Below are 23868 nucleotides of genomic sequence, written 5' to 3'. Positions count from 1 at the left end.
GATCCTTAACGGCGGCCGCCGGTCTGTTTGAGGAAGTTGGCGAACAGTTCGTGGCCCTGCTCGGTCAGGATCGACTCAGGGTGGAATTGCACCCCTTCGATATTCAGCGTCTTGTGGCGCAGGCCCATGATCTCATCGACCGAGCCGTCAGCATGGGAGGTCCAGGCGGTAACTTCCAGGCAGTCGGGCAAGGTTTCACGCTTTACCACCAGCGAATGGTAACGGGTCACGGTCAGCGGGTTGTTAAGGCTGGCGAACACGCCCAGGTCGCGGTGATATACCGGGCTGGTCTTGCCGTGCATGACTTGGCGTGCACGTACAACGTCGCCGCCAAAGGCCTGCCCGATTGACTGGTGGCCCAGGCATACGCCGAGGATTGGCAACTTCCCGGCGAAATGCAGGATGGCCTCGATGGACACGCCTGCCTCGCTTGGGGTGCACGGGCCCGGAGATACGACGATGCGCTCAGGGTTAAGGGCCTCAATCTGGGCGATGGTCATTTCGTCATTGCGAATGACCTTGACCTCGGCACCCAGCTCGCCAAGGTACTGAACAACGTTGTAAGTGAATGAGTCGTAATTGTCGATCATCAGTAACATGGTGTTAAACCTCTTGAATCTACTGACTTCATGATTCGAACCTTCCGGCACCAGCCACAGGCGCGGCTTTGCCACAACGGGCGGTAAACGAGAAGGCAAACGGGGACGGGCCGGGCGGGCCGGCAGGAGATAAAGTCAGGCGCGCCAACGCCAACGGGCGTGGGCCTTGATTACGCGCATCAAGAGTTTGCTGACGATCAACACAGGATAGGTCTCGCTCATACGTCCCGGCACAGTAGCCTACCGGGGCGACGGGCGCAATATGCCTGTAAACACGGGGAAACGAATGGACTTGGGAGCGAAGCACGACGATTTGCTAAGGTCGATGGGCTTGTCCTGATAAAAACAAAGAAAAGGATGTTCCCCGATGCGAAAAGCCCCGTTATTGCGCTTTACCCTCGCTTCACTGGCCCTGGCCTGCAGCCAGGCGTTGGCCGGCCCTTCGCCCTATTCAACCCTGATCGTGTTTGGCGACAGCCTCGCCGATGCCGGGCAGTTTCCCGATCTTGTTGGCGGTACCCCAGGCGCGCGTTTCACCAACCGTGACGCCGTCGGCAACTTCGCCCCGGTGTCGCCGATGATCCTCGGTGGCCGCCTGGGCGTTGCGCCAGGCGACCTTAACCCGTCGACATCCGTAGGCATCCAGCCCGATGGTAATAACTGGGCAGTCGGCGGGTACACCACCCAGCAGATCCTGGACTCGATCACGACAACGTCCGAGACCGTCATCCCACCAGGAAACCCCAATGCCGGGCAGGTGCTGCGCGAGCGCCCCGGCTACCTGGCCAACGGCCTGCGCGCCGACCCCAATGCCTTGTACTACCTGACAGGCGGCGGCAACGACTTCCTTCAGGGCCTGGTGAATAGCCCGGCCGACGCCGTAGCCGCCGGCGCCCGCCTGGCTGCCAGCGCCCAAGCGCTTCAGCAAGGAGGCGCGCGCTACATCATGGTCTGGCTGCTACCTGACCTCGGCCAAACGCCCAATTTCAGCGGCACGCCACAGCAAAACCCACTGTCACTGCTCTCCGCTGCGTTCAACCAGTCACTGATCAGCCAGCTAGGGCAGATCGATGCCCAGATCATTCCACTGAACATCCCTGTGCTGTTGAGCGAGGCGCTGGCCAGCCCCAGTCAGTTCGGCCTGGCCAGCGACCAGAACCTGGTCGGCACCTGCTACAGCGGCGATAGCTGCGTGGAAAACCCGGTGTACGGGATCAACGGCACAACGCCAGACCCGACCAAACTGCTGTTCAACGACTCGGTCCACCCGACCATCGCGGGTCAGCAGCTGATTGCCGATTACGCCTACTCGATTCTCGCGGCCCCCTGGGAACTGACCCTGCTACCGGAAATGGCCCACGCCAGCCTGCGGGCTCACCAGGATGAGTTGCGTAATCAGTGGCAGACGCCTTGGCAAGCAGTTGGCCAATGGCAAGCCTTTGTCGCCAGCGGCGCTCAGGACCTGGACTTCGACGGCCAGCACAGCGCGGCCAGCGGTGACGGCCGCGGCTACAACCTGACCGTGGGCGGCAGCTATCGCCTGAACGACGCCTGGCGCCTGGGCCTGGCCGGCGGTGCGTACCGGCAGAAGCTGGAAGCTGGTGAACAGGACTCGCACTACAAGCTGAACAGCTATATGGCCAGTGCCTTTGCCCAATACCGCCAGGACCGCTGGTGGGCCGACGCGGCGCTGACCGCCGGGCACCTGGACTACAGCGACCTCAAGCGTACCTTCGCCCTGGGCGTGAATGACCGCAGTGAGAAGGGCGACACCGACGGCGAGGCCTGGGCAATGTCCGGGCGGCTGGGCTACAACCTGGCGGCCGACACCAGCAACTGGCAGTTGGCACCTTTCATCAGTGCCGACTATGCGCGGGTGAAGGTGGATGGCTACGACGAGAAAAGCGGGCGCTCGACGGCGCTTGCCTTCGATGACCAGGAGCGCACGTCACGCCGCCTGGGCGTGGGGCTGCTGGGCAGTGTGCAGGTACTGCCAAGTACCCGGCTTTTCGCCGAGGTGGCGCAGGAGCATGAGTTCGAGGACGACGAGCAGGATGTGACGATGCACCTGACCAGCTTGCCGGCGAATGACTTCACCCTGACCGGGTATACGCCGCACAGCGACCTGACCCGGGCGAGCCTGGGTGTGAGCCATGAACTGCTGGCAGGGGTGCATTTGCGCGGGAACTACAACTGGCGCAAGAGTGATGAGTTGACGCAGCAGGGCATTAGCGTGGGGGTTAGCGTGGACTTCTGAATTGCTGGGGGCCGCTTTGCGGCCCATTCGCGGGTGAACCCGCTCCTACGACGGCCTCGTATGCCTGAGGCTTGCGCAACCCTCGTAGGAGCGGGTTTACCCGCGAATACGGTGGCGGCAACAACGGTGAACGGCAGGTAGAAATTGGCCAGCAGGCCCGGCCCATTCGCGGGTGAACCCGCTCCTACGACGGCCTCGTATGCCTGAGGCTTGCGCAACCCTTGTAGGAGCGGGTTTACCCGCGAATACGATAGCGGCGGCAACGGTGAACGGTAGGTAGAAATTGGCCAGCAGGCCCGGCCCATTCGCGGGTGAACCCGCTCCTACGACGGCCCCGTATGCCTGAGGCTTGCGCAATCCATGTAGGAGCGGGTTTACCCGCGAATACGGTGACGGCGGCAACGGTGAACGGTAGGTAGAAATTGGCCAGCAGGCCCGGCCCTTTCGCGGGTAAACCCGCTCCTACACAACCTTGTAGGAGCGTGGTTTACCCGCGAATGAGCTGCGCAGCAGCCCCAATCAATTTATCTGGCGGAAGTCTGCTCGGCCAACGCCACCGCACGGAACATCGCCCGGCGCTTGTTGATGGTTTCTTCCCATTCCAGCGCCGGCACCGAGTCGGCAACGATGCCGCCACCGGCCTGCACATGCAGCTCGCCGTCCTTGATCACTGCGGTACGAATGGCAATTGCGGTATCCATGTTGCCGTTCCAGGCAAAATAGCCGACGGCACCGCCGTAAACCCCACGCTTGACCGGCTCCAGCTCGTCGATAATCTCCATCGCCCGGATCTTGGGCGCACCCGACAAGGTGCCAGCCGGCAGAATCGCCCGCAGTGCATCCATCGCCGTCAGGCCTTCACGCAGCTGGCCGGTAACGTTGGAAACAATGTGCATCACGTTGGAGTAACGCTCGATCACCATCTTCTCGGTCAGGCGCACACTGCCGGTCGAAGATACACGACCGACATCGTTGCGACCCAGATCGATCAGCATCAGGTGCTCGGCAATTTCCTTGTCGTCCGACAGCAGGTCGTCTTCCAGCGCACGATCGGCCTCTTCGGTCGCACCACGCGGGCGGGTACCGGCAATCGGGCGCACGGTGACCAGGTTGTCCTCGACACGTACCAGCACTTCGGGCGAGCTGCCGACCACATGGAAGTCACCGAAGTTGAAGAAGTACATGTACGGCGTCGGGTTGAAGCAGCGTAGCGCGCGATACAGGTCGATAGGCGCAGCCTTGAAGTCGATCGACATGCGCTGCGACGGCACCACCTGCATACAGTCCCCGGCCAGGATATATTCCTTGATACGACCGACGGCGTTTTCGTAATCCTCGCGGGTGTAGCTGGAGCGGAACGCCGGCTCGGCTGCCTGCGGGCCACTCAGGTCCAGGCCGCGGCGCGGGGTGATTGGCTGGCGCAAGGTTTCCAGCAAGCCTTGCAGGCGTGCCTGGCCCTGTTCGAAGGCCTGATCTTCAGCTGGGTCGACCAACACGATGGCGTGCATCTTGCCCGCCAGGTTGTCGAACACCACCACCGCGTCGGACACCATCAGCAGGATATCCGGTACGCCCAGCGGGTCTGGGTTGGGGCTGGCCCCCAGGCGCTTTTCAACATAACGCACGCAGTCGTAGCCAAAGTAGCCGACCAGGCCGCCATTGAAACGCGGCAGGCCGGGGATATCGGCAACTTTGTAGCGGTCCTTGAAGGTTTCAACGAATGCCAGCGGGTCTCCGACCTCGCAGCTTTCCACCTCGACGCCATCGTGCAGGATGCTGACACGGTAGCCATGCACACGCATCACGGTGCGCGATGGCAAGCCGATCATCGAGTAACGGCCCCACTTCTCCCCGCCCTGCACCGATTCGAGCAGGTACGAGTTGGGCTGGTCAGCCAGTTTCAGGTAGATCGACAGTGGCGTGTCGAAGTCGGCCAAGGTTTCACAGGCCAAGGGAATACGGTTGTAGCCGGCAGCGGCCAGGCGCAGGAATTCTTCGCGGTTCATGAGTAGTCTCGTGGCAAGCAGCAATAGGTCAGGCAAACGGACGGGCCGGCACACGCCGGCAGGCTGAAGTCAGGCGCGCCAACGCCAACGGGCCAAGGCCTTGATGACTTTCATCCAGAATTTGCCAGTAACCGCCACGGTGGACTCTCTGTCTTGTGAGGCTTGAAGGTCCGCCAACGTTATCCCAGTGGCCGGGTCTGCGCAACCGGGCAGCAATGCGCGCAGGTCGTCGATTACCAGGCTGGGGGATTCGTCGTCGATCGGCCGGCCATGGTTATAGCCGTAGGTCAGGCCCACGCATTGCACGCCAGCCGCCTTCGCCGCCTGCACGTCACTGCGCGAATCACCGACAAACAGGGACTGCTGCGGGGTAACACCGGCCATCTGCATGACGAATAGCAACGCCGCCGGGTCGGGCTTTTTCTGCGGCAGGGTGTCGCCACCAATGATCCAGCGGAAGAAATTACCGATCTTCATCTGGTCCAGCAGCGGGCCAACAAAGCGCTCAGGCTTATTGGTAATCAGCGCCATCTCCACGCCCTGCTTGCGCAGCCAGCGCAGGGTGTCGCGCACGCCGGGGTAGACCACGGTAAGTTCATGGCTTTCGGCATAAGCGTCCATGAACAGCGCCAACGCCTGATCTGCCAGCGCATCGTCCACGTCGGCATGGTCGATGCCGCCCGCCAACGCGCGGCGCACCAGCACCTGAGCGCCATTGCCAACCCAGTGGCGCACGGCCTCAAGGCCAGCAGGCGGGCGCCCCAGTTCGAGCAGCATGCGGTCCACAGCGGCGGCCAGGTCAGGCACGGAATCGATCAGGGTACCGTCCAGATCGAACATCACCAGCCTTGGCAGCGTTCCCGGGAACAGCTGCTCGAAGCCACTCATGGGCGGGCCAGGGCCAGTTCGGCGCGCATCTTGGCGATCACTTCCTGATAGTCCGGGGCGTTGAAGATCGCCGAGCCGGCCACGAAGGTGTCGGCGCCAGCGGCAGCGATCTCGCGGATGTTGTTGACGTTCACGCCACCATCGATCTCCAGACGGATATCACGGCCACTGGCGTCGATCAGCGCACGCGCTTCGCGCAGCTTGTCGAGGGTGCCGGGGATGAACTTCTGCCCGCCGAAGCCTGGGTTGACGCTCATCAGCAGCACCATGTCGATCTTGTCCATCACATACTTCAGGGCGTCCAGGCTGGTGGCCGGGTTGAATACCAGGCCGGCCTTGCAGCCACCATCCTTGATCAGCTGAAGCGAACGGTCGATGTGCTGCGTGGCTTCAGGGTGGAAGGTGATGTAGGTGGCGCCCGCTTCGATAAAGTCGCCAATGATGCGGTCAACCGGGCTGACCATCAGGTGCACGTCGATCGGCGCAGTAACGCCGTACTTGCGCAGAGCGGTACAGACCATCGGACCGATGGTCAGGTTGGGGACATAGTGATTGTCCATGACATCGAAGTGGACGATGTCTGCACCCGCAGCCAATACCTTGTCGACTTCTTCACCCAGGCGGGCAAAATCGGCAGAGAGAATGGAGGGGGCAATAGCGTAGGGCTGCATGGCGCACCTGTTGGCAGAGTCACGGTGGCGCGCATTGTAACTCAGGGAAAGCGATGAAGGCTGATTGGTATCAATTGCTGTCGACCAGCGCAACCTGTGCGGGCCTCTTCGCAGCTTTAGCCGCGAAGAGGCCCGCACAGGCAACCCCTCATCAGGCCGGCTGCTGGGTCCTCAGCTTCTCACTACGCCCACGCAACCATTCCAGGGTCAGCAGCAACACCACCGAGAACGCAATCAACAAGGTCGCCGCCGCGGCAATGGTCGGGCTCAGGTTCTCGCGAATACCGCTGAACATCTGCCGCGGCAGGGTTGCCTGCTCCGGCCCGGCGAGGAACAGCGTCACCACCACCTCGTCAAACGAGGTGGCAAAGGCAAACAGGGCGCCCGAGATGACGCCGGGTGCGATCAGCGGCAGGGTCACCCGGCGGAAAGCCAGCAGAGGCGAAGCTCCCAGGCTGGCCGCCGCACGCACCAGATTGTAGTTGAACCCCTGCAGCGTCGCCGACACGGTGATGATGACGAACGGCACACCCAGTACCGCATGCACCAGAATCAGCGAGGTGAAACTGTTGCCCATGCCCAGAGGGGCGAAGAACAGGTAACTGGCCACCCCGATGATCACTACCGGCACCACCATGGGCGAGATTACCAGCGCCATCACCAGCGACTTGCCGGGGAAATCGCCACGGGTCAGGCCGATGGCCGCCAAGGTGCCGAACACCATGGCCAGCACTGTGGCCGCCGGGGCAACGATGATGCTGTTTTTCAATGCCCGCATCCATTCGGCCGAGCCGAAGAAGTCCTGATACCACTGCAGCGAGAAGCCCTGCAGCGGGTACACCAGGAAGCTGCCACTGTTGAACGACAGCGGCACGATCACCAGCACTGGCAAGATCAGGAACAGCAGGATCAAGCCACAGAGAATGCGCAGGCTGTAGAACCAGACCCGCTCCACGGGCGACATGTATGGGCTCAGCATGACAGGCTCCTCAGCTCAGGCGCAGACGGCTGGCGCCGACCAGCCAGCTATAGATCAGGTACAACAGCACGGTCGCCAGCAGCAACAGCCCGCCCAGTGCGGTGGCCATGCCCCAGTTGATGCTGGTGTTGGTATAGAAGGCGACGAAGTAGCTGACCATCTGGTCGTTGGGGCTACCCAGCAGCGCCGGGGTGATGTAGTAACCGATGGCCAGGATGAACACCAGCAGACAACCGGCGCCAACACCGGCGTAAGTCTGCGGGAAGTACACCCGCCAGAAACTGGCGAACGGGTGGCAGCCCAGCGAGATCGCCGCACGCATGTACCCCGGGGAAATACCCTTCATCACGCTGTACAGTGGCAGGATCATGAACGGCAGCAGGATGTGCACCATCGAGATGTAGACGCCTGTGCGGTTGAACACCAGCTCCAGCGGCTGGTCGATGATGCCCATGGCCATCAGCGCGCTATTGATCAGCCCACCCGACTGCAGCAGCACGATCCAGGCCGCCACCCGCACCAGGATCGATGTCCAGAAAGGCAACAGCACCAGAATCATCAGCAGGTTGCTCTGCCGGGTCGGCAGGTTGGCCAACAAGTAGGCCAGTGGGTAGGCCAGTACCAGGCAGATAGTGGTAATCACCACGCCCATCCACAGGGTACGGATAAAAATGTCCAGGTAAATGGCCTGGTCCGGGGTGGCCTTGGCCAGCTCACCAAGGTCATCGATGCGATGGTCCACCGAGGCCAGCAGGTAGAAAGAAGTCACCGAACTGGTATTGCGGCGTATCGCCTGCCAATAAGCCGGGTCGCCCCAACGCTCGTCGACAGCCTGCAATGCCTCTTTATAAGAGGCAGGCTCAGCCTTGAAGGGCAGTGCACGGGCAGTCTTGGTCAACAAGCTGCGGTAACCGGCCAGTTCCATGTTCAAGCGTTTGGAAAGGTCACCAAGGGTCTGGTTCTTGCGCGACTCGGCCAAATCCTGGCTCAGCGCCTTGTAAACGTCCTCGCCTGGCAGGCTCTTGCCATCCCACTGGCTGATGACTTCCACCGTGCGCGGCAGGCCGGCGACTACTTCAGGGTTGCCGACGCTCTTGTACAGCAGCGCCGCAATCGGCACCAGGAACACCAGCAGAAGAAACAGCGCCAGCGGCGCGATCAACGCCTGCGCCTTCCAGCGGTTGACCCGCTCGGCGTGTTTGAGGCGCTGCTTGAGACTTGGACCTGCGCCTTCGTTGAGGGGCACTGCAATGGCCATGGCGAACTCCGCAATACAGGCTGAATTGGGGGCCGCTTTACGGCCCCACACACTGGACGTTTACTTCTTCGCCGCCCAGGCGTTGAAGCGTTGCTCCAGCTGCTCGCTGTTGTCGGCCCAGAACGTCACGTCGATCTGCACCTGGTTGGCAATGTTCTCAGGCGTGGTCGGCATGTCTTTCTTCACTTCGTCCGACAGCAGGCTCACGGCCTTGGAGTTGGCCGGGCCATAGGCGATGTTTTCGGAGTAGATCTTCTGCTGCTCGGGCTTGACGCTGTAGGCGATGAACTTCTTCGCCTCTTCGACGTTTTTGGCGCCTTTGGGAATTGCCCATGCATCGAAGTCGTAGATGCCGCCGTTCCACACCACCTTGAGGTTGCTCTCTTTCTGCACAGCGGCGATACGGCCGTTGTAGGCAGAGCTCATGACCACGTCGCCAGAGGCCAGGAACTGCGGTGGCTGTGCACCCGCTTCCCACCACTGGATGCTGGGCTTGAGTTCGTCGAGTTTCTTGAAGGCGCGGTCCTGGCCTTCCTTGGTTGCCAGCACTTTGTAGACGTCCTTGGGCGCAACACCGTCGGCCATCAGTGCAAATTCCATCGTGTACTTGGCGCCCTTGCGCAGGCCGCGCTTGCCCGGGAACTGCTTGGTGTCCCAGAAATCGGCCCAGCTGGTGGGGGCGGTCTTGAGCTTGTCGGCGTTGTAGGCCATGACCGTGGACCAGACGAAGAAGCCCACACCGCAAGGCTGAATGGCACCAGGTACGTAGTCGGCCTCATTGCCGAACAGGGCTGGGTCGAGCTCTTCGAACATGCCCTCGTCGCAACCGCGCGCCAGCTCTGGCGACTCAACCTCTACCAGGTTCCACGACACACTCTTGGTGTCGACCATTGCCTTGACCTTGGCCATTTCGCCGTTGTACTCACCCGCGACAATCTTGCCATTACCCGCTTTTTCCCAGGGTTCGTAGAACGCTTTGACCTGGGCAGCCTTGTTGGCGCCGCCGAACGAGATCACGGTGAGGTCTGCGGCCATGGCCTGGCCAGCGGTGAACAGCCCCAAAGCCAGGGCGGTCAGTTTCAACTGCTTGCGCATTATTATTCTCTCCACAGTACAGGGTTGGTGAAGCAATCCATCAATGGGCTTCGGCAATCGGATCGAGCGCGCGGGCGTGCTCCACCTCCCAGCCCAGCGGTACTACATCGCCCACGGCCAACGCCGGGTCGAGCTCGGCAATCGGCTGTTTCACGAAGAAGTCGCCTTTGCCGCAAACCTCCAGACGCACCCGCACGTGGTCGCCCAGGTAAATGAATTCGGCCACCCGGCCAGAGAACCGGTTGACGCAGCTTTCACTGTGGCCGTTCAGGCGCACGCGCTCCGGGCGTATCGACAGGGTCACCGGCTCGCCGGCCTGGCCGACATTCACCGCCAGCGCCTCGACCCGCTCGCCGCGAGGCAACTGCACCTGGCAACGTTTGCCATCGCTGGCCAGCAGGGTGCCGCTGATGCGGTTGTTCTCGCCGATGAAGTTGGCGACGAAGGTGTTGCAGGGCTCTTCGTACAGCGTGCGCGGGTCGGCGATCTGCTGGATTTCGCCCTGGTGGAACACCGCCACGCGGTCGGACATGGTCAGCGCTTCGCCCTGGTCGTGGGTCACGTACACCACGGTCACACCAAGACGTTGGTGAATGTGCTTGATCTCCATCTGCATGTGTTCGCGCAGCTGCTTGTCCAGCGCGCCAAGTGGCTCGTCCATCAGCACCAGCTGAGGCTCGAACACCAATGCCCGGGCCAGCGCCACCCGCTGCTGCTGGCCACCGGACAACTGGCCGGGGTAGCGTTTGGCGAAAGCGTCGAGCTGCACCATGTTCAGCACACGTTTGACCCGCTCGCTGATGTCGGTCTTGCTCAGGTTGCGCACGGTCAGCGGAAAGGCCAGGTTCTCGGCCACGGTCATGTGCGGAAACAGCGCGTAGTTCTGGAACACCATGCCGATATCACGCTTGTGCGGCGGCACGTTGTTGATCGAGCGCCCGCCAAGCTGGATTTCACCGGCGGTGGGCGTTTCGAAGCCCGCCAGCATCATCAGGCTGGTGGTCTTGCCCGAGCCGGACGGGCCAAGCAGGGTGAGGAACTCGCCCTTGCGGATATCCAGGTTGAGGTCTTTGACGATCAGCGACTCGCCGTCGTAGCTCTTCTGCACACCACGGAAGCTGACCAGCGTTTCGCCGGTTGCAGCGTTCGACTTCGCCTCGCTCATGCCTGCACCTTCTTGTTGGATGACTGCGTAGGCAAAAGAGTAGAAGAGACGCAAGCGCCCGAAAATCGGGGGTACTGAGAGAATGCCATCATCCGGATGGAAGATTTGTTGTAGGGATCGCCCTACAAGGATGGCGGGATTGGAATGCCCTTGCGAGCCAACCACGAAACCTGTGGGAGCGGGCATGCCCGCGAAGAGGCCGGCTCAGCCATAGAGATCAGCAGGCCAGGCCCGTTCGCGGGCATGCCCGCTCCCACAGAGGCTTCGGCAAGTTTCGGGCACCCGTATGTCGCAATCAGATCAGCTTGTGCTCCATGGCGTACTTCACCAGCTCCGCCAGCGAGTTCACTTTCAACTTCTGCATCAGGCGTGCCTTGTGGGTGCTGATGGTCTTGCTCGACAGCGCCAACTGCTGGGCAATGTCGTTGACGTTGGCGCCTTGGGCCAGGCGCTCGAACACCGAAAATTCCCGCTCCGAGAGCAGTGTGTGCAACGGCCGGGATTCGGTGAGGCCTACTTCGAACACCATGCGGTCGGCCAGCGACGGGTCGATATAACGCCCGCCACCGGCCACCCGACGAATCGCCGTCAACAACAGCGCGGGGTCACTGTCTTTGGTGGCATAGCCCGCCGCACCGGCCTTCAGCGCCCGCGCCGCCATCTGTGCCTCATCGTGCATCGACAACATCAGGATCGCTGGAGCATCGTGCAACGCACGGATACGCGGGATCGCCTCCAGGCCGTTCACACCCGGCATCGAGATGTCCAGCAGTACCACCTCGCACGGTGTGTGGCGCAGGGTTTCGAGCAACTGCTCGCCATTACCGGCCTCCCCCGCCACTTGCATGTCCTTGGCCAGGCCAATCAACTGCTTGATGCCTTCACGGACAATGGTGTGGTCTTCGGCCACCAGTACTCGAATCACGATTGCTCTCCTACTCCAACGGAATGGCCACGCTCAGGCTGGTGCCTTCGCCCGGCTCGCTTTCCAGCGTCATGCTCCCCCCCAGCATCAGCACCCGCTCGCGCACACCCACCAGGCCAAACGAGGTGGGCCGGGTCTGCTCGCGGCAAAAGCCTTGGCCATCATCACTGACCGTCATGCGCAACTGTCCGCCCTCACGTACCAGCTCAATCTCTACGCTGTGCGCCTGAGCGTGACGCATCACATTGGTCAGCGCCTCCTGGAGGATACGAAACAGCCCGGTGGCCTTGGCATCACTCAATGCTGGCAGATTATCGGGTACTTGCACCAGACAGGGGATTTGCGTACGTGCCTCGAAACGCCGCGCCTGCCATTCGATGGCCGAGGCAATGCCGGCATCGAGGATCGGCGGACGCAAGGCAGTGGCGACATCGCGCACCAACTGGAACAACTGGGCGATCAGGCGTTTCATGCTCGCCAGGCGATCATTCAGGCCGGGGTCCAGCTCGGCATAGGCCAGCTCGCACATCGACACTTCCAGCTTGAGCACGGTCAGCATCTGCCCCAGTTCATCATGCACTTCCCGGGCGATACGAGCTTTCTCTTCTTCACGCACGCTCTCCAGGTGGGCCGAGAGTTCGCGCAACTGCTCCTGGGACTTCGCCAGCGCCAGCTCGGCCCGCTTGCCCTGTGTGATGTCCCAGACTACACCGTCCCACACCACCTGGCCGTTGCCCAGATGCCGGGCGCTGGCCTTGATATCGGCCCAGCGCTGTTCGCCCTGCCGGGTGAGGATGCGCCCCTGCCAGGACCAGTCCTGGTCGCTGGCCAGGGCCAGGTCCTGCACCCTGTGATAATCAGCACGGTCCTCGGGGTGCACCAGGTTGCGCAGGCCCATCTGCGGGTGCTGGATCTCGCTGGGTGCATAACCCACCAAAGCCTCGCTACCCTCACTGATATAGGGGAACTCCAGATCGCCCTCGGCCGGGTCACGCTCCAGGCGAAATACCAACCCTGGTACGTTGCCAGCAATGCCCTTGAGCCGCGCCTCGCTTTCGCGAAGGGCCGCCAAGGCACGGTGGCGCTCGGTGACATCGGCGAGGTAGACCACCAGATATTCGGAATCACGAAAGCGCAGAAAGCTCAGCGACAGCTCCACGGGTAGCAAGCTTTGATCAGCCCGCCGGCATTGCGTCTCAAATTGACCGACACCCCCCGCCCCTTTCCGCGCCCCCTTCCACAGCTCTAGCCAACGGTCCATGTTCAGGCTCGGCTCGAAGTCGCTCAGCGGCCGCTCCAGCAACGCCCCTTCGCTGTAGCCCAACATGCGCTCGGCGGCATGGTTGGCGTAACGCACATGGCTGTCCCAGTTGACCCAGAGGATACCCACGGTGCTCTGATCGATGGCGAACTGGCTCAGGCGCAACGCCTCTTCGCGCACCTGGCGCTCAACAAGGCTTTCTCGCGCGGCCAGCAGGCTGCGCTCCAACTGGCGCTGCTGACGGCGTTGCCACACCAGCGTGGCCAAGGCACACAACAGCAACAGACCGAACAGCAAGGCCATGTTCTGCCAGAAGCCCGGCGACTCGCTCAGGCGCGGGTACTTCGGCTGCAACCAGCGCTGATGCAGTTGTTCCAGCTCCTTGGCCGGCACGGCCTGCAAGCCACGTTCAAGTACATCGGCCAGCATCGGCCAGTCGCGCCGCGAACCGATACGCAACAGTTGCGGCAGGCCAATATCGCCGACCACCGCCAGCTCACCGAACTCGCTCTCGCGCGACAGGCGGCTGAGCTGCGCTTCATCCAGCACGGCGAAACTGGCCTGGCCACCTACCACCAGTTGCAAGGCCTCACGATCGTCGGGCACCCCCTGCAGGTTGAGGTTGCCGTAGTTGCCGCGCAGGTAATCCGCCAGCGGGCTGGGCATGCGCACCGCGACGCGTTGCTCGGCTTCAAGCTTTTCCAGTTCCACGGCCATGGCCCCGGTGCGCGGCCCCACCACCAGCTGTGGCACGCGCATGTACGGGTCGCTGAATAGCCACAGGCGCAGGCTGGCCGGCGTCTGGGTAAGGCCAGGGGCGAAGTCGATTTCGCCGCTCTGCAGGGCATGTTCCAAACTGGCCTGGTCAGTGAAGTTACGCCAGGTGAGGTCCAGCTGCAGCGTCTGCGCCAGGCTGTTCACCAGCTCCACATTTGCCCCATACAGTTGCTGCAGACGCCGGTCGAACTGGGCGTAGGGCGCCTGCAACACCAGGCCGACACGCAGGCTGCGGTGGGTGTCAAGCCACTGCTGCTGGTCAGGCTCCAGCACCACAGTTGGCAGCGCCTCGGGCTTGGCCCAGGCAATCAAGGGCAGCCACAAGCAGCCGATAACCAACAGGCGACGCACTCGCTTCATCTATACGCTCGACTTGGCAAAGACGGCCATGCAGCATGGCCGTCACGGGCAAATACTATTAGGCTGCCGGTTTCATTCTGGCCTTGGGTTGACTCATGTCCACACTTTATCGCACGACGCTGGCAATGTGCTGCCTGGCCTCGGTCCTTCCACTCGGCGCCCTGGCCGCCGATGCCGAAAAACCACCTGCAAATGCCACGGCACCGGCTGCCGAGGCACCACGCCCACCCTTGCTGGAACGCAGCCAGGAGGATGCACTGGCGCTGGAACGGCTGCTGCCCAAGGCTGAGCAGCAGACCCTGCAGGCCGGTGCCGACAGCTTCCTGGCCCTGTGGAAGCCGGCCAACGACAACGATCCGCAAGGGGCGGTGATCATTGTCCCTGGTGCAGGCGAAACGGCCGACTGGCCAAATGCAGTCGGCCCACTGCGGCAAAAATTCCCTGATATTGGCTGGCACAGCCTGAGCGTCAGCCTGCCCGACCTGCTCGCAGACAGCCCGCAAGCGCGGGTCGAAGCCACACCACCGGCAGCGCCTGCGCCAGACAAAGGCGAAAGCGCACCGGTCAAGGACGTTCCGGCCGATGCCAACGCCAACGTGGCCCAAGCCACCGCAGCCGATGCCGACACAGCAGAAAGCACCGATGCCGAACAAGCCAGCGAGCAGGCCGACCCGGCAGATGCCGAACGCATCTTCGCCCGCCTGGATGCCGCCGTGGCGTTCGCCCAACAACACAATGCCCGCAGCATCGTACTGATCGGCCATGGTAGCGGTGCATATTGGGCGGCGCGCTACCTGAGCGAGAAGCAGCCACCACAGGTACAAAAACTGGTGATGGTCGCTGCGCAGACCCCTGCACGGGTGGAGCAGGACCTGGAAAGCCTGGCCCCAACCTTGAAGGTACCCACGGCCGATATCTACTACGCCACCCGCAGCGCTGACCGCAACGCAGCCCAGCAACGGCTGCAGGCCAGCAAGCGGCAGAAGGATAGCCAGTACCGACAATTGTCATTGATTGCCATGCCAGCAAACAAAGCGGCGGAACAAGAGCAATTGTTCCGCCGGGTGCGGGGGTGGATGAGCCCTCAGGGCTGAGTCAGGCTTGATCCTTGTGGCGGGGCGTCAAAGGCCGCGCCGCTTGCGGATCATGGCATAGGCCTGGTGCAACTCACGGGTACGCGCGGTTGCTTCACGCACCTGCGCCTCGCTGGCACCGGTACCTGCCAGCTTGTCCGGATGATGCCGGCTGACAAGCCGACGATACGCCTGCTTGACCTTATCGGTGTCGGTGTCTGCGCCCACCGCCAGCAAGCGCAACGCTGCCGCGTAGGTCATGGGCACGCTTTCTGCCCCCGTGGCCTTGCGCGGCTCGTACTCCAGGGACATGGCCTGCACCTGGCGCCGGCTCATGCCCAGCTTCTGCCCCCAGTCCAGCAGCAACTCACGCTCCTTGTTGCCCATCTTGCCGTCAGCCCAGACCATGCGCCAACAGGCCCGCAAGGTACCTTCCGCCGCGTGGGGCTGCTGACTGATGCGCCGCAGGTGACTGCCAAGCCGGTCCTTGCCCGCCTTGCCACGGTTGAACGCATTGATGGCGCGCAACCGGGCTGCCTCGGCCAGGTCCAGGCGCACCATCTCCTGACGCGCCTGCTGGATATGCTGCTCGGCTACCCGGCCATCGCACTTGGCCAGGCGCCCGAGCATCACGAACAACAACTCGTCGTCGCGTAATGCGGGGCGCCCACCCAGGCGTTCGCGCATGTCTTCCCAGCCTTGCAAGCGCAGCCGGCGGTCAATGGCCTGCCCAAGCAACGCACCGAGCAAGGCACCCGGTATGCTCGCAACGGCAAAGCCGGCACCCACACCTATCACCGTGCCTGGCCACCACATGTCAGGCGCGCTCGCCAATCAGAGACTCAGCCTCGGCCAGGCGTTCAAGCGTGCCAACATCCACCCAGTGCCCACGGTAGTGTTCGCCAGATACCTTGCCGGCCGCCATCGCCTGGCGCAGCAACGGTGCCAGCTTGAAGGCACCCGCCTGGCAACCTTCGAACAGCGCCGGGTGCAGCACGGAAATGCCGCTGAAGGTCAGCGTGCCGGGCGCGTCATCGCCGTCAACGACCTGCTCGCCCACCAGGCGGAAGTCACCACGGCCGTGATGGCCAGGGTTGTCGACCAGTACCAGGTGAGCCAGGCCTTGCAGGGGAGCCTGCAAACGCGCGAAGTCGTAGTCGGTCCACACATCGCCATTCACCAGCAGGAACGGCGCATCACCCAACAAAGGCAGGGCCTTGAAGATGCCGCCGCCGGTTTCCAGCGGTTCACCTTCAGGTGAATAGCGAATGCTCAGGCCGAAGCGGCTACCGTCGCCCAGATGGTCTTCGATCTGCTGGCCAAGCCAGGCATGGTTGATCACCACTTCGGTCACGCCCGCTGCCGCCAGGGCGCGCAGGTGGTACTCGATCAGCGGCTGGCCGGCGACCGGGACCAACGGTTTTGGGGTGTGCAGGGTCAGCGGGCGCATGCGCTCGCCCTTCCCCGCAGCCAGGATCATGGCCTTCATGCACGCGCTCCGGCCTGCAACTCGGCAATCAGCTCACCCAGCTCCGCCAATTCGGGCCGGCGACCGATCACTTCATTTATATAGGCGAAGAAACGCGGCACGTCGCCCAGGTAACGCGGCTTGCCGTCGCGGTGGCAGATACGGGCGAAGATGCCGATCACCTTCAGGTGCCGCTGCACGCCCATCAGGTCACTGGCGCGGTGGAAGGCTTCGAACTCGGCGTGCACCGGGATGCCAGCCGCCTGCGCCTGCTGCCAGTAGTCGCCCAGCCAACCTTCGACCCGCGCCTGCGGCCAGCTGACAAAGGCGTCCTTGAACAGGCAGGTAATGTCGTAGGTGACCGGGCCGTATACCGCATCCTGAAAGTCCAGCACACCAGGGTTGGGGGTGCTCTGCATCAGGTTGCGCGGCATGTAGTCACGGTGTACCAGCACCTTGGGCTGCGCCAGGGCGCTGTCGATCAGCAACTGGCTGACGCGCTGCCAGGTGGCCTTCTGTGCATCGGTGAAGGTCAGGCCCAGCTCACGCCCCACGTACCATTCGGGGAACAGTTCCACTTCACGGCGCAGCAGGGCGTCGTCGTAGCTGGGCAGCGGCGCGTCCATTGGCAAACGCTGGAACTTCAGAAGGGCATCGATGGCGTCGGCGAACAGGCCATCGGCGTTGTCGGCATTGATGATGTCAAGGTATGTCTGAGTGCCCAGATCCCCAAGCAGCAAAAAGCCGCGTTCCAGGTCCTGGGCGTGGATCAGCGGCACATGTACGTCAGCGCTGGCCAGCAGGTGGTCGATGGCGACGAACGGTCGGCAGTTCTCCTGCGGGGGGGGCGCATCCATGATCACGAAACTGTGGCCAGCACCCTGCCAGCGGAAATAGCGGCGGAAGCTGGCGTCGCTGCTGGCAGCGGTCAGGCTGCCTGCAGGCACCTCGCCCCAGGCGTTGTCACGGAAAAGATCATTGAGCTGCTCATCGAGCCAGACCGTCAGTTGTTGCAGGCGTACATCGTGTTCAGGCATTGCAAGGGTCTCCGACGGCCCTAGCCGTCAAGCGGGTCATGCTTTATTATCCAGCATCTTTTTCAGACCATCGAGAGGCGTGCGGCCCCACACGCGGGCAGATGGCACGCAGGAAGCCCGGACTAATAAGATGGCATTGAAATCCCCCGCGTTTCGTAGAAAGTTTCCGTTGCTGGTAACCGGCGGTCTGCTGGCCCTGCAACCTCTGGCCACCTCATACGTAGTGGCAGCCGAACAGTTCGACTGCCAAGTGTCCGCCGCCGGTGGTTGGGACTGCAAGCCCAAAACCCCAGTCAACAACTTGCCGCCGCGTCCGGTGCACGAAGGTGCAGCCGTCAGCTCCGGCACCGAAGCGGCGGGCGAAGCCGAAACTGCGGACCGGCCCGTGCTGGTTACCGAGGCCAAGGGCCGTGGTCTGAAGTCGCGCAGCGAAGACTACAGCCACCTGGACTGGGTTCCGCGTGAAAAGCTCACCGCCGCGCAGCTGGCTGAAACCGGCCCGTACTGCGGTGGCGCGTATATCGAGCCAACCCGCCCGGGCATGGCCGACACCACGCCGAAGGACGAGTCGCCGACCTACATCAATGCCAAGGTATCCAAGTACCAGCAGGAGCAGCAGATCGCTACCCTCGCCGGTGACGTGGTGATGCGCCAGGGCAGCATGCAGGCCGAAGCCGACGAGGCCAACCTCTACCAGGCCGAAAACCGTGGCGAGCTCAAGGGCAACGTCAAGATCCGTGACAACGGTTCGCTGGTGGTCGGCGACGAGGCCCAGATCCAGCTCGACACTGGCGAAGCCCAGGTCGACAACGCCGAATACGTGATGCACAAGTCGCACATCCGCGGCAGTGCCCTGTACGCCAAGCGTGGCGAAAACGCCATCATCCGCCTCAAGGACGGTACGTACACCACCTGCGAACCGGGCAGCAACGCCTGGCAGCTGAAAGGCAACAACATCACCCTGAACCCGGCCACCGGTTTCGGTACTGCGACCAACGTTACACTTCGGGTCAAGGATTTCCCGGTGTTCTATACACCGTACATCTACTTCCCGATTGACGACCGTCGCCAGTCCGGTTTCCTGCCGCCGTCGTTCAGCACCAGCAGCGACACCGGCTTCATGCTGGTCACGCCGTACTACTTCAACCTGGCGCCCAACTACGACGCCACGTTGTACCCGCGTTACATGGCCAAGCGCGGCCTGCTGATGGAAGGCGAGTTCCGCTACCTGACACCTTCCAGCGAAGGGCAATTCGGCGGCGCCTACCTGAACGACAAGAACGACGACCGCAAAGATCAGACGGATTACAAAGATCAGCGCTGGATGGTCAACTGGCAGCACAAGGGTGGCCTGGACGAACGCCTGATGACCGAGGTGGACTACACCGACATCAGCGACCCGTTCTACTTCCAGGACCTGGAATCCGACCAGATTGGCGTGGAAAGCCGCGACTTCCTGAATCAGCAGGGTGCATTGACCTACCGGGGCGATAGCTACACCGCGCGGCTGAACGTACATGCCTATGAGGCGGCGACCATTTCGCAGATCACGCCTTATGATCGACTGCCGCAGATTACCCTCAATGGCGTACTGCCTTATCAGCCAGGGGGGTTGAACTTCGCTTACGAAACCGAGGCCGCGCGCTTCGAACGTGACTTGAAGAACGACACCGTGTTCGACAAGGACGGCAACCTGGACCTCACAGCGGGGGACGATGGTCGTCGGCTTGACGAAAATATTCGAGGTATCGAGCGGGCCAACGGCACGCGCCTGAACGTCGCGCCGTCAGTCAGCTATCCAATGACAGCCAGCTATGGGTTCCTCACACCCAAACTGAAATACGCCTACACCCAGTACGATCTTGATCTGGACAGCAAAGGCAAAGCCGATGCAATCGCCTTGCAAGCCGCCGATCCAGGCGCGTACGGAAGCTACGACAGCTCTGTTAGCCGCGACGTGCCAATCTTCAGCGTCGACAGCGGCCTGTACTTCGACCGCAACACCTCGCTGTTTGGCAACAATTACCGTCAAACCCTCGAACCGCGCATGTTCTACCTCTATGTTCCGTACAAGGACCAGAAGGACATCCCGCTGTTCGATACCGGCGAAACCCTGTTCAGCTACGATTCGCTGTTCCGCGACAACCGCTTCAGCGGCACTGACCGTATCGGCGACGAAAACAAACTGTCGCTGGGCGTGACCACACGCTGGATCGAAGACAACGGCTTCGAGCGCCAGAACTTCAGCATCGGCCAGGCCTACTACTTCAAGGACCGCAAGGTCCAGCTGCCAGGCATCGACTACCGCACCCGCAAGGACGCGCAGTCCGATGTATCGCCATACGCTCTGGTGTACAACTACTACTTCAACCGCGACTGGCGCTTCAATTCGGACTTCAACTGGGACCCGGACAGCCGCAGCACCCGCTCGGGCAGCGCGATGTTCCACTACCAGCCTGAAGACAACCCGAACAAGATCGTCAACCTCGGTTATCGCTACCGTAACGACACCATTGCCTACGACTCGACCACGGGTACCTGGAAAGTGGGCGGCGGTGACTATGGCACCCCGGGCGATCCGAACTACATCAAGGATTACTACAAGATCCAGCAGCACGACTTCTCGGTCATCTGGCCGATCGTGCCGCAGTGGAACGTAATCGCCCGCTGGCAGCATGACTACAACCGCAACCGTACCCTGGAAGCCATGGGTGGTTTCGAATACGACAACTGCTGCTGGAAGCTGCGCCTGATCAACCGTTACTGGATCGACTACGACGATTTCAGCCAGGCCCTTCCACAGAACGAAAAAGGCGACCACGGTGTCTTCCTTCAGATCGTCCTGAAAGGCCTCGGCGGCGTAGTTGGCAACAAGGTCGAGTCTTTCCTCGACCAAGGCATTCAAGGTTACCGTGAACGTGAAGACCAAGCTTATTGATCGTCTGCGCCCAGTGTTGCTGGGCGTCGCTTTGCTGAGTGGCGCGGTGCATGCCGCGGTGCAACCTCTTGATCGCGTGGTGGCTATCGTCGACAACGACGTGGTCATGCAAAGCCAGCTGGACCAGCGTGTCCATGAGGTCCAGCAAACCATCGCCAAGCGCGGCGGCGGCGTGCCGCCGACCAGCGCCCTGGAACAGCAGGTCCTGGAACGCCTGATCGTCGAGAACCTGCAGCTGCAGATCGGCGAGCGCTCTGGTATCCGCATCACCGACGAAGAGCTGAACCAGGCCATTGGCACCATTGCCCAGCGCAATGGCATGTCAATGGACCAGTTCCGCGCGGCGCTGGCCCGTGACGGCCTGTCGTTCGACGACGCTCGCGAGCAGGTCAAGCGCGAGATGATCATCAGCCGCGTGCGCCAACGCCGCGTTGCCGAACGCATTCAGGTGTCCGAGCAGGAAGTGAAGAACTTCCTGGCCTCGGACCTGGGCAAGATGCAGATGTCGGAAGAGTACCGCCTGGCCAACATCCTCATCCCGACCCCGGAAGCCGCCAACTCGGACGATATCCAGAAGGCTGCGCGCAAGGTCGGTGACGTGTACCAGCAACTGCGCCAGGGTGCTGACTTCGGCCAGATGGCGATTGCCAACTCGGCCAGCGAAAACGCCCTGGAAGGCGGCGAGATGGGCTGGCGTAAAGCCGGTCAGCTGCCACCCGACTTCGCCAAGATGCTCAGCAGCATGCCAGTGGGCGAAATTACCCAGCCTATTCGCATCCCCAACGGCTTCATCATCCTCAAGCTCGAGGAGAAGCGCGGTGGCAGCGAGAACGTGCTGCGTGACGAAGTGCATGTGCGCCACATCCTGATCAAGCCAAGCGAGATCCGCAGCGAAGCTGCCACCCAGCAACTGGCCGAGCGCCTGTACGATCGAATCAAGAACGGCGAAGACTTCGGCGAACTGGCCAAGAGCTTCTCGGAAGACCCGGGTTCGGCACTCAACGGCGGCGACCTCAACTGGGTCGATCCGAACAGCCTGGTACCGGAGTTCCGTGAACAGATGGCCAATGCCCAGCAAGGCGTAGTGACCAAACCGTTCAAGACCCAGTACGGCTGGCACGTTCTGGAAGTGCTGGGCCGCCGCGCCACCGACAGCACCGAGCAAGCTCGCGAACAGCAGGCCCTGAGCGTACTGCGCAACCGCAAGTACGACGAAGAGCTGCAAACCTGGCTGCGCCAGATCCGCGACGAAGCCTACGTTGAAATCAAGCTGCCTGGCGCTGACCAGGCCGCCCAGTGAAGCCCCTGCGCTTCGCCGTCACCCCCGGCGAGCCGGCCGGCATAGGTCCCGACCTGTGCCTGCTGCTCGCCGCAGACGCCCAGCCTCACCCCCTGATCGCCATCACCAGCCGTGACCTGCTCGCCGAGCGGGCCACGCAGCTGGGGCTGGCCGTCAGCCTGCTGCCGGTAGCCCCGGGCCAATGGCCTGACCTCCCGGCACCCGCAGGTAGCCTGTACGTCTGGGATACCCCCTTGGCGGCCCCGGTGGTGCCAGGCCAGCTCGACAAGGCCAACGCAGCGTTCGTGCTGGAAACCCTGACCCGCGCCGGGCAAGGCTGCCTGGACGGGCACTTCGCCGGGATGATCACGGCCCCGGTGCACAAGGGTGTGATCAACGAAAGCGGTATCGCCTTTTCCGGGCATACCGAGTTCCTTGCCGAACTGACCCGCACCGCACAAGTGGTAATGATGCTGGCCACCCGCGGCCTGCGCGTGGCCCTGGTGACCACGCACCTGCCACTGCGTGATGTTGCCGACGCTATCACTGCAGAGCGCGTCGAACGTGTAACCCGTATCCTGCATGCCGACATGCGCGACAAGTTTGGCATTGCCAACCCGCGTATCCTCGTGTGCGGCCTCAACCCGCATGCGGGCGAGAGCGGCCACCTGGGCCGCGAAGAAATCGACATCATCGAGCCGACCCTGGCCCGCCTGCGCACCGAAGGCATGGACCTGCGCGGGCCGCTGCCGGCCGATACCCTGTTTACCCCCAAATATCTGGAGCACTGCGATGCGGTGCTGGCGATGTACCACGACCAGGGCCTTCCCGTACTCAAGTACAAAGGCTTCGGCGCAGCAGTGAACGTGACCTTGGGCCTGCCAATCATCCGCACGTCGGTTGACCACGGCACCGCCCTGGACCTGGCCGGCACTGGCAAAGTCGACACTGGCAGCCTGCGCGTCGCACTGGAAACCGCCTACCAGATGGCCGAGAACCGACCATGAACGAGCAATACCAACACCGGGCGCGCAAGCGCTTCGGCCAGAACTTCCTGCACGACGCCGGTATCATCGACCGCATCCTGCGTGCCATCAACGCCAAGGCCGGCGAACACCTGCTGGAAATCGGCCCGGGCCAGGGCGCCCTGACCGAAGGCCTGCTGGGCAGTGGCGCACAGCTGGACGTGGTGGAGCTGGACAAAGATCTGGTGCCGATCCTGCAGCACAAGTTCGCCGATCGCAGCAACTTCCGCCTGCACCAGGGCGACGCCCTGAAGTTCGACTTCAACCAGTTGGGCGTGCCGCCGCGCAGCCTCAAGGTGGTTGGCAACCTGCCCTACAACATCTCCACCCCGCTGATCTTCCACCTGCTCAGCCACGCCGGGCTGATCCGCGACATGCATTTCATGCTGCAAAAGGAAGTGGTCGAGCGCATGGCCGCCGGCCCTGGCGGCGGTGACTGGGGGCGCTTGTCGATCATGGTGCAGTACCACTGCCGCGTGGAGCACCTGTTCAATGTCGGCCCTGGTGCCTTCAACCCACCCCCGAAAGTGGATTCGGCGATCGTCCGCCTGGTGCCGCACGAAGTGCTGCCGTTCCCGGCCAAGGACCACCTGCTGCTGGAGCGTGTCGTTCGCGAAGCGTTCAACCAGCGCCGCAAGACCCTGCGCAACACCATGAAAGGCCTGCTGGACAGCGCCGCCATCGAGGCTGCTGGCGTTGATGGCAGCCTGCGCCCTGAACAGCTTGACCTGGCAGCCTTCGTGCGCCTGGCTGACCAACTGGCTGATCAGCAACAAGCCTGATTTAGCCCGTACCGGCCTCTTCGCG

At 62.5% G+C, this 23868-nt stretch carries 19 protein-coding genes; 6 read left to right on the top strand and 13 right to left on the bottom strand.

Annotated elements, in window-relative coordinates:
- Window positions 1-5: 5 nt before the first annotated feature.
- Window positions 6-599, bottom strand: a complete 594-nt coding sequence (locus tag ACI7M0_RS02050; RefSeq protein WP_003255531.1) for an aminodeoxychorismate/anthranilate synthase component II — start codon at window positions 597-599, stop codon at window positions 6-8.
- A gap of 367 nt (window positions 600-966) precedes the next feature.
- Between ACI7M0_RS02050 and estP the strand changes: the two genes are divergently transcribed.
- On the top strand, window positions 967-2856 hold the full coding sequence (gene estP, locus ACI7M0_RS02045; RefSeq protein ID WP_129933065.1) for an esterase EstP: 1890 nt from the start codon (window positions 967-969) through the stop codon (window positions 2854-2856).
- A 524-nt stretch (window positions 2857-3380) separates the two neighbouring features.
- Here estP and trpE read toward each other — a convergent pair.
- The 9 genes from trpE to ACI7M0_RS02000 all read right to left on the bottom strand — a co-directional run bounded on the left by trpE (window position 3381) and on the right by ACI7M0_RS02000 (window position 14241).
- Window positions 3381-4862 (bottom strand): anthranilate synthase component I, encoded by a 1482-nt coding sequence (trpE, locus tag ACI7M0_RS02040; RefSeq protein WP_129933063.1) that lies wholly within the window; start codon window positions 4860-4862, stop codon window positions 3381-3383.
- A gap of 69 nt (window positions 4863-4931) precedes the next feature.
- Window positions 4932-5750, bottom strand: a complete 819-nt coding sequence (locus ACI7M0_RS02035; protein ID WP_070383380.1) for a phosphoglycolate phosphatase — start codon at window positions 5748-5750, stop codon at window positions 4932-4934.
- Window positions 5747-6421, bottom strand: coding sequence for a ribulose-phosphate 3-epimerase (gene rpe / locus ACI7M0_RS02030; protein ID WP_129933061.1), 675 nt, complete (start codon window positions 6419-6421; stop codon window positions 5747-5749). The genes ACI7M0_RS02035 and rpe overlap by 4 nt, the downstream gene beginning before the upstream one ends.
- Window positions 6422-6572: 151 nt before the next feature.
- Window positions 6573-7400: an ABC transporter permease gene (locus tag ACI7M0_RS02025; RefSeq protein WP_014589454.1), complete on the bottom strand. Its 828-nt coding sequence runs from the start codon at window positions 7398-7400 to the stop codon at window positions 6573-6575.
- 10 nt (window positions 7401-7410) lie between these two features.
- On the bottom strand, window positions 7411-8658 hold the full coding sequence (locus ACI7M0_RS02020; protein WP_129933059.1) for an ABC transporter permease: 1248 nt from the start codon (window positions 8656-8658) through the stop codon (window positions 7411-7413).
- Window positions 8659-8718: 60 nt separating this feature from the next.
- Window positions 8719-9753 (bottom strand): ABC transporter substrate-binding protein, encoded by a 1035-nt coding sequence (locus ACI7M0_RS02015; RefSeq protein ID WP_129933057.1) that lies wholly within the window; start codon window positions 9751-9753, stop codon window positions 8719-8721.
- Between the two features lie 40 nt (window positions 9754-9793).
- Window positions 9794-10918, bottom strand: a complete 1125-nt coding sequence (locus ACI7M0_RS02010) for an ABC transporter ATP-binding protein (RefSeq protein ID WP_003255547.1) — start codon at window positions 10916-10918, stop codon at window positions 9794-9796.
- Window positions 10919-11213: 295 nt separating this feature from the next.
- Window positions 11214-11846, bottom strand: a complete 633-nt coding sequence (locus ACI7M0_RS02005) for a response regulator transcription factor (protein WP_172830947.1) — start codon at window positions 11844-11846, stop codon at window positions 11214-11216.
- Between the two features lie 7 nt (window positions 11847-11853).
- Window positions 11854-14241: a PAS domain S-box protein gene (locus ACI7M0_RS02000; RefSeq protein WP_129933056.1), complete on the bottom strand. Its 2388-nt coding sequence runs from the start codon at window positions 14239-14241 to the stop codon at window positions 11854-11856.
- Between the two features lie 95 nt (window positions 14242-14336).
- Between ACI7M0_RS02000 and ACI7M0_RS01995 the strand changes: the two genes are divergently transcribed.
- On the top strand, window positions 14337-15335 hold the full coding sequence (locus tag ACI7M0_RS01995; RefSeq protein WP_129933054.1) for an alpha/beta hydrolase family protein: 999 nt from the start codon (window positions 14337-14339) through the stop codon (window positions 15333-15335).
- 27 nt (window positions 15336-15362) lie between these two features.
- On the opposite strand, the gene ACI7M0_RS01990 is transcribed toward ACI7M0_RS01995, so the two are convergent.
- The 3 genes from ACI7M0_RS01990 to ACI7M0_RS01980 are packed head-to-tail and all read right to left on the bottom strand — an operon-like array spanning window position 15363 to window position 17819.
- On the bottom strand, window positions 15363-16130 hold the full coding sequence (locus ACI7M0_RS01990; protein ID WP_129933073.1) for a TerB family tellurite resistance protein: 768 nt from the start codon (window positions 16128-16130) through the stop codon (window positions 15363-15365).
- A 1-nt stretch (window position 16131) separates the two neighbouring features.
- The gene (gene murU / locus ACI7M0_RS01985) at window positions 16132-16803 is read right to left on the bottom strand and encodes an N-acetylmuramate alpha-1-phosphate uridylyltransferase MurU (protein WP_010951745.1); all 672 of its coding nucleotides are present in this window, start codon (window positions 16801-16803) and stop codon (window positions 16132-16134) included.
- Window positions 16800-17819: an aminoglycoside phosphotransferase family protein gene (locus ACI7M0_RS01980; protein WP_010951744.1), complete on the bottom strand. Its 1020-nt coding sequence runs from the start codon at window positions 17817-17819 to the stop codon at window positions 16800-16802. Before ACI7M0_RS01980 ends, murU begins: the two co-directional genes overlap by 4 nt.
- Window positions 17820-17949: 130 nt before the next feature.
- On the opposite strand from ACI7M0_RS01980, the gene ACI7M0_RS01975 reads away from it, so the two are divergent.
- From ACI7M0_RS01975 to rsmA, 4 genes are read left to right on the top strand one after another with little or no spacing between them, the layout of a single operon-like run.
- A complete protein-coding gene (locus tag ACI7M0_RS01975; RefSeq protein ID WP_129933052.1) occupies window positions 17950-20757 on the top strand; it encodes an LPS-assembly protein LptD in 2808 nt (935 codons plus the stop codon).
- Entirely contained in the window at window positions 20732-22057 is a 1326-nt protein-coding gene (gene surA / locus ACI7M0_RS01970; RefSeq protein ID WP_177413609.1) for a peptidylprolyl isomerase SurA, read from the top strand. Before ACI7M0_RS01975 ends, surA begins: the two co-directional genes overlap by 26 nt.
- Window positions 22054-23043, top strand: coding sequence for a 4-hydroxythreonine-4-phosphate dehydrogenase PdxA (pdxA, locus tag ACI7M0_RS01965; protein ID WP_129933050.1), 990 nt, complete (start codon window positions 22054-22056; stop codon window positions 23041-23043). The genes surA and pdxA overlap by 4 nt, the downstream gene beginning before the upstream one ends.
- Complete coding sequence (rsmA, locus tag ACI7M0_RS01960; protein WP_003255558.1) at window positions 23040-23843, top strand: 16S rRNA (adenine(1518)-N(6)/adenine(1519)-N(6))-dimethyltransferase RsmA; 804 nt, start codon at window positions 23040-23042, stop codon at window positions 23841-23843. Before pdxA ends, rsmA begins: the two co-directional genes overlap by 4 nt.
- The last annotated feature ends 25 nt before the right edge of the window (window positions 23844-23868 follow it).

The sequence above is a fragment of the Pseudomonas sp. 10(2024) genome (assembly GCF_045164175.1).
GTDB classification, from domain to species: domain Bacteria; phylum Pseudomonadota; class Gammaproteobacteria; order Pseudomonadales; family Pseudomonadaceae; genus Aquipseudomonas; species Aquipseudomonas alloputida.
The sequence above is the reverse complement of the archived record's forward strand: the minus strand, read 5'-3'. Positions and strand labels throughout refer to the sequence as shown.

Coding starts and splice junctions, on each gene's coding strand:
- ACI7M0_RS01975 (WP_129933052.1), top strand. CDS start 17,950: ATGGCATTGAAATCCCCCGCGTTTCGTAGAAAGTTTCCGTTGCTGGTA.
- ACI7M0_RS02015 (WP_129933057.1), bottom strand. CDS start 9,753: ATGCGCAAGCAGTTGAAACTGACCGCCCTGGCTTTGGGGCTGTTCACC.
- rpe (WP_129933061.1), bottom strand. CDS start 6,421: ATGCAGCCCTACGCTATTGCCCCCTCCATTCTCTCTGCCGATTTTGCC.
- ACI7M0_RS02020 (WP_129933059.1), bottom strand. CDS start 8,658: ATGGCCATTGCAGTGCCCCTCAACGAAGGCGCAGGTCCAAGTCTCAAG.
- estP (WP_129933065.1), top strand. CDS start 967: ATGCGAAAAGCCCCGTTATTGCGCTTTACCCTCGCTTCACTGGCCCTG.
- trpE (WP_129933063.1), bottom strand. CDS start 4,862: ATGAACCGCGAAGAATTCCTGCGCCTGGCCGCTGCCGGCTACAACCGT.
- ACI7M0_RS02035 (WP_070383380.1), bottom strand. CDS start 5,750: ATGAGTGGCTTCGAGCAGCTGTTCCCGGGAACGCTGCCAAGGCTGGTG.
- rsmA (WP_003255558.1), top strand. CDS start 23,040: ATGAACGAGCAATACCAACACCGGGCGCGCAAGCGCTTCGGCCAGAAC.
- murU (WP_010951745.1), bottom strand. CDS start 16,803: ATGAAGGCCATGATCCTGGCTGCGGGGAAGGGCGAGCGCATGCGCCCG.
- ACI7M0_RS02000 (WP_129933056.1), bottom strand. CDS start 14,241: ATGAAGCGAGTGCGTCGCCTGTTGGTTATCGGCTGCTTGTGGCTGCCC.
- ACI7M0_RS02025 (WP_014589454.1), bottom strand. CDS start 7,400: ATGCTGAGCCCATACATGTCGCCCGTGGAGCGGGTCTGGTTCTACAGC.
- ACI7M0_RS01990 (WP_129933073.1), bottom strand. CDS start 16,130: ATGTGGTGGCCAGGCACGGTGATAGGTGTGGGTGCCGGCTTTGCCGTT.
- ACI7M0_RS02010 (WP_003255547.1), bottom strand. CDS start 10,918: ATGAGCGAGGCGAAGTCGAACGCTGCAACCGGCGAAACGCTGGTCAGC.
- ACI7M0_RS02050 (WP_003255531.1), bottom strand. CDS start 599: ATGTTACTGATGATCGACAATTACGACTCATTCACTTACAACGTTGTT.
- ACI7M0_RS01995 (WP_129933054.1), top strand. CDS start 14,337: ATGTCCACACTTTATCGCACGACGCTGGCAATGTGCTGCCTGGCCTCG.
- ACI7M0_RS01980 (WP_010951744.1), bottom strand. CDS start 17,819: ATGCCTGAACACGATGTACGCCTGCAACAACTGACGGTCTGGCTCGAT.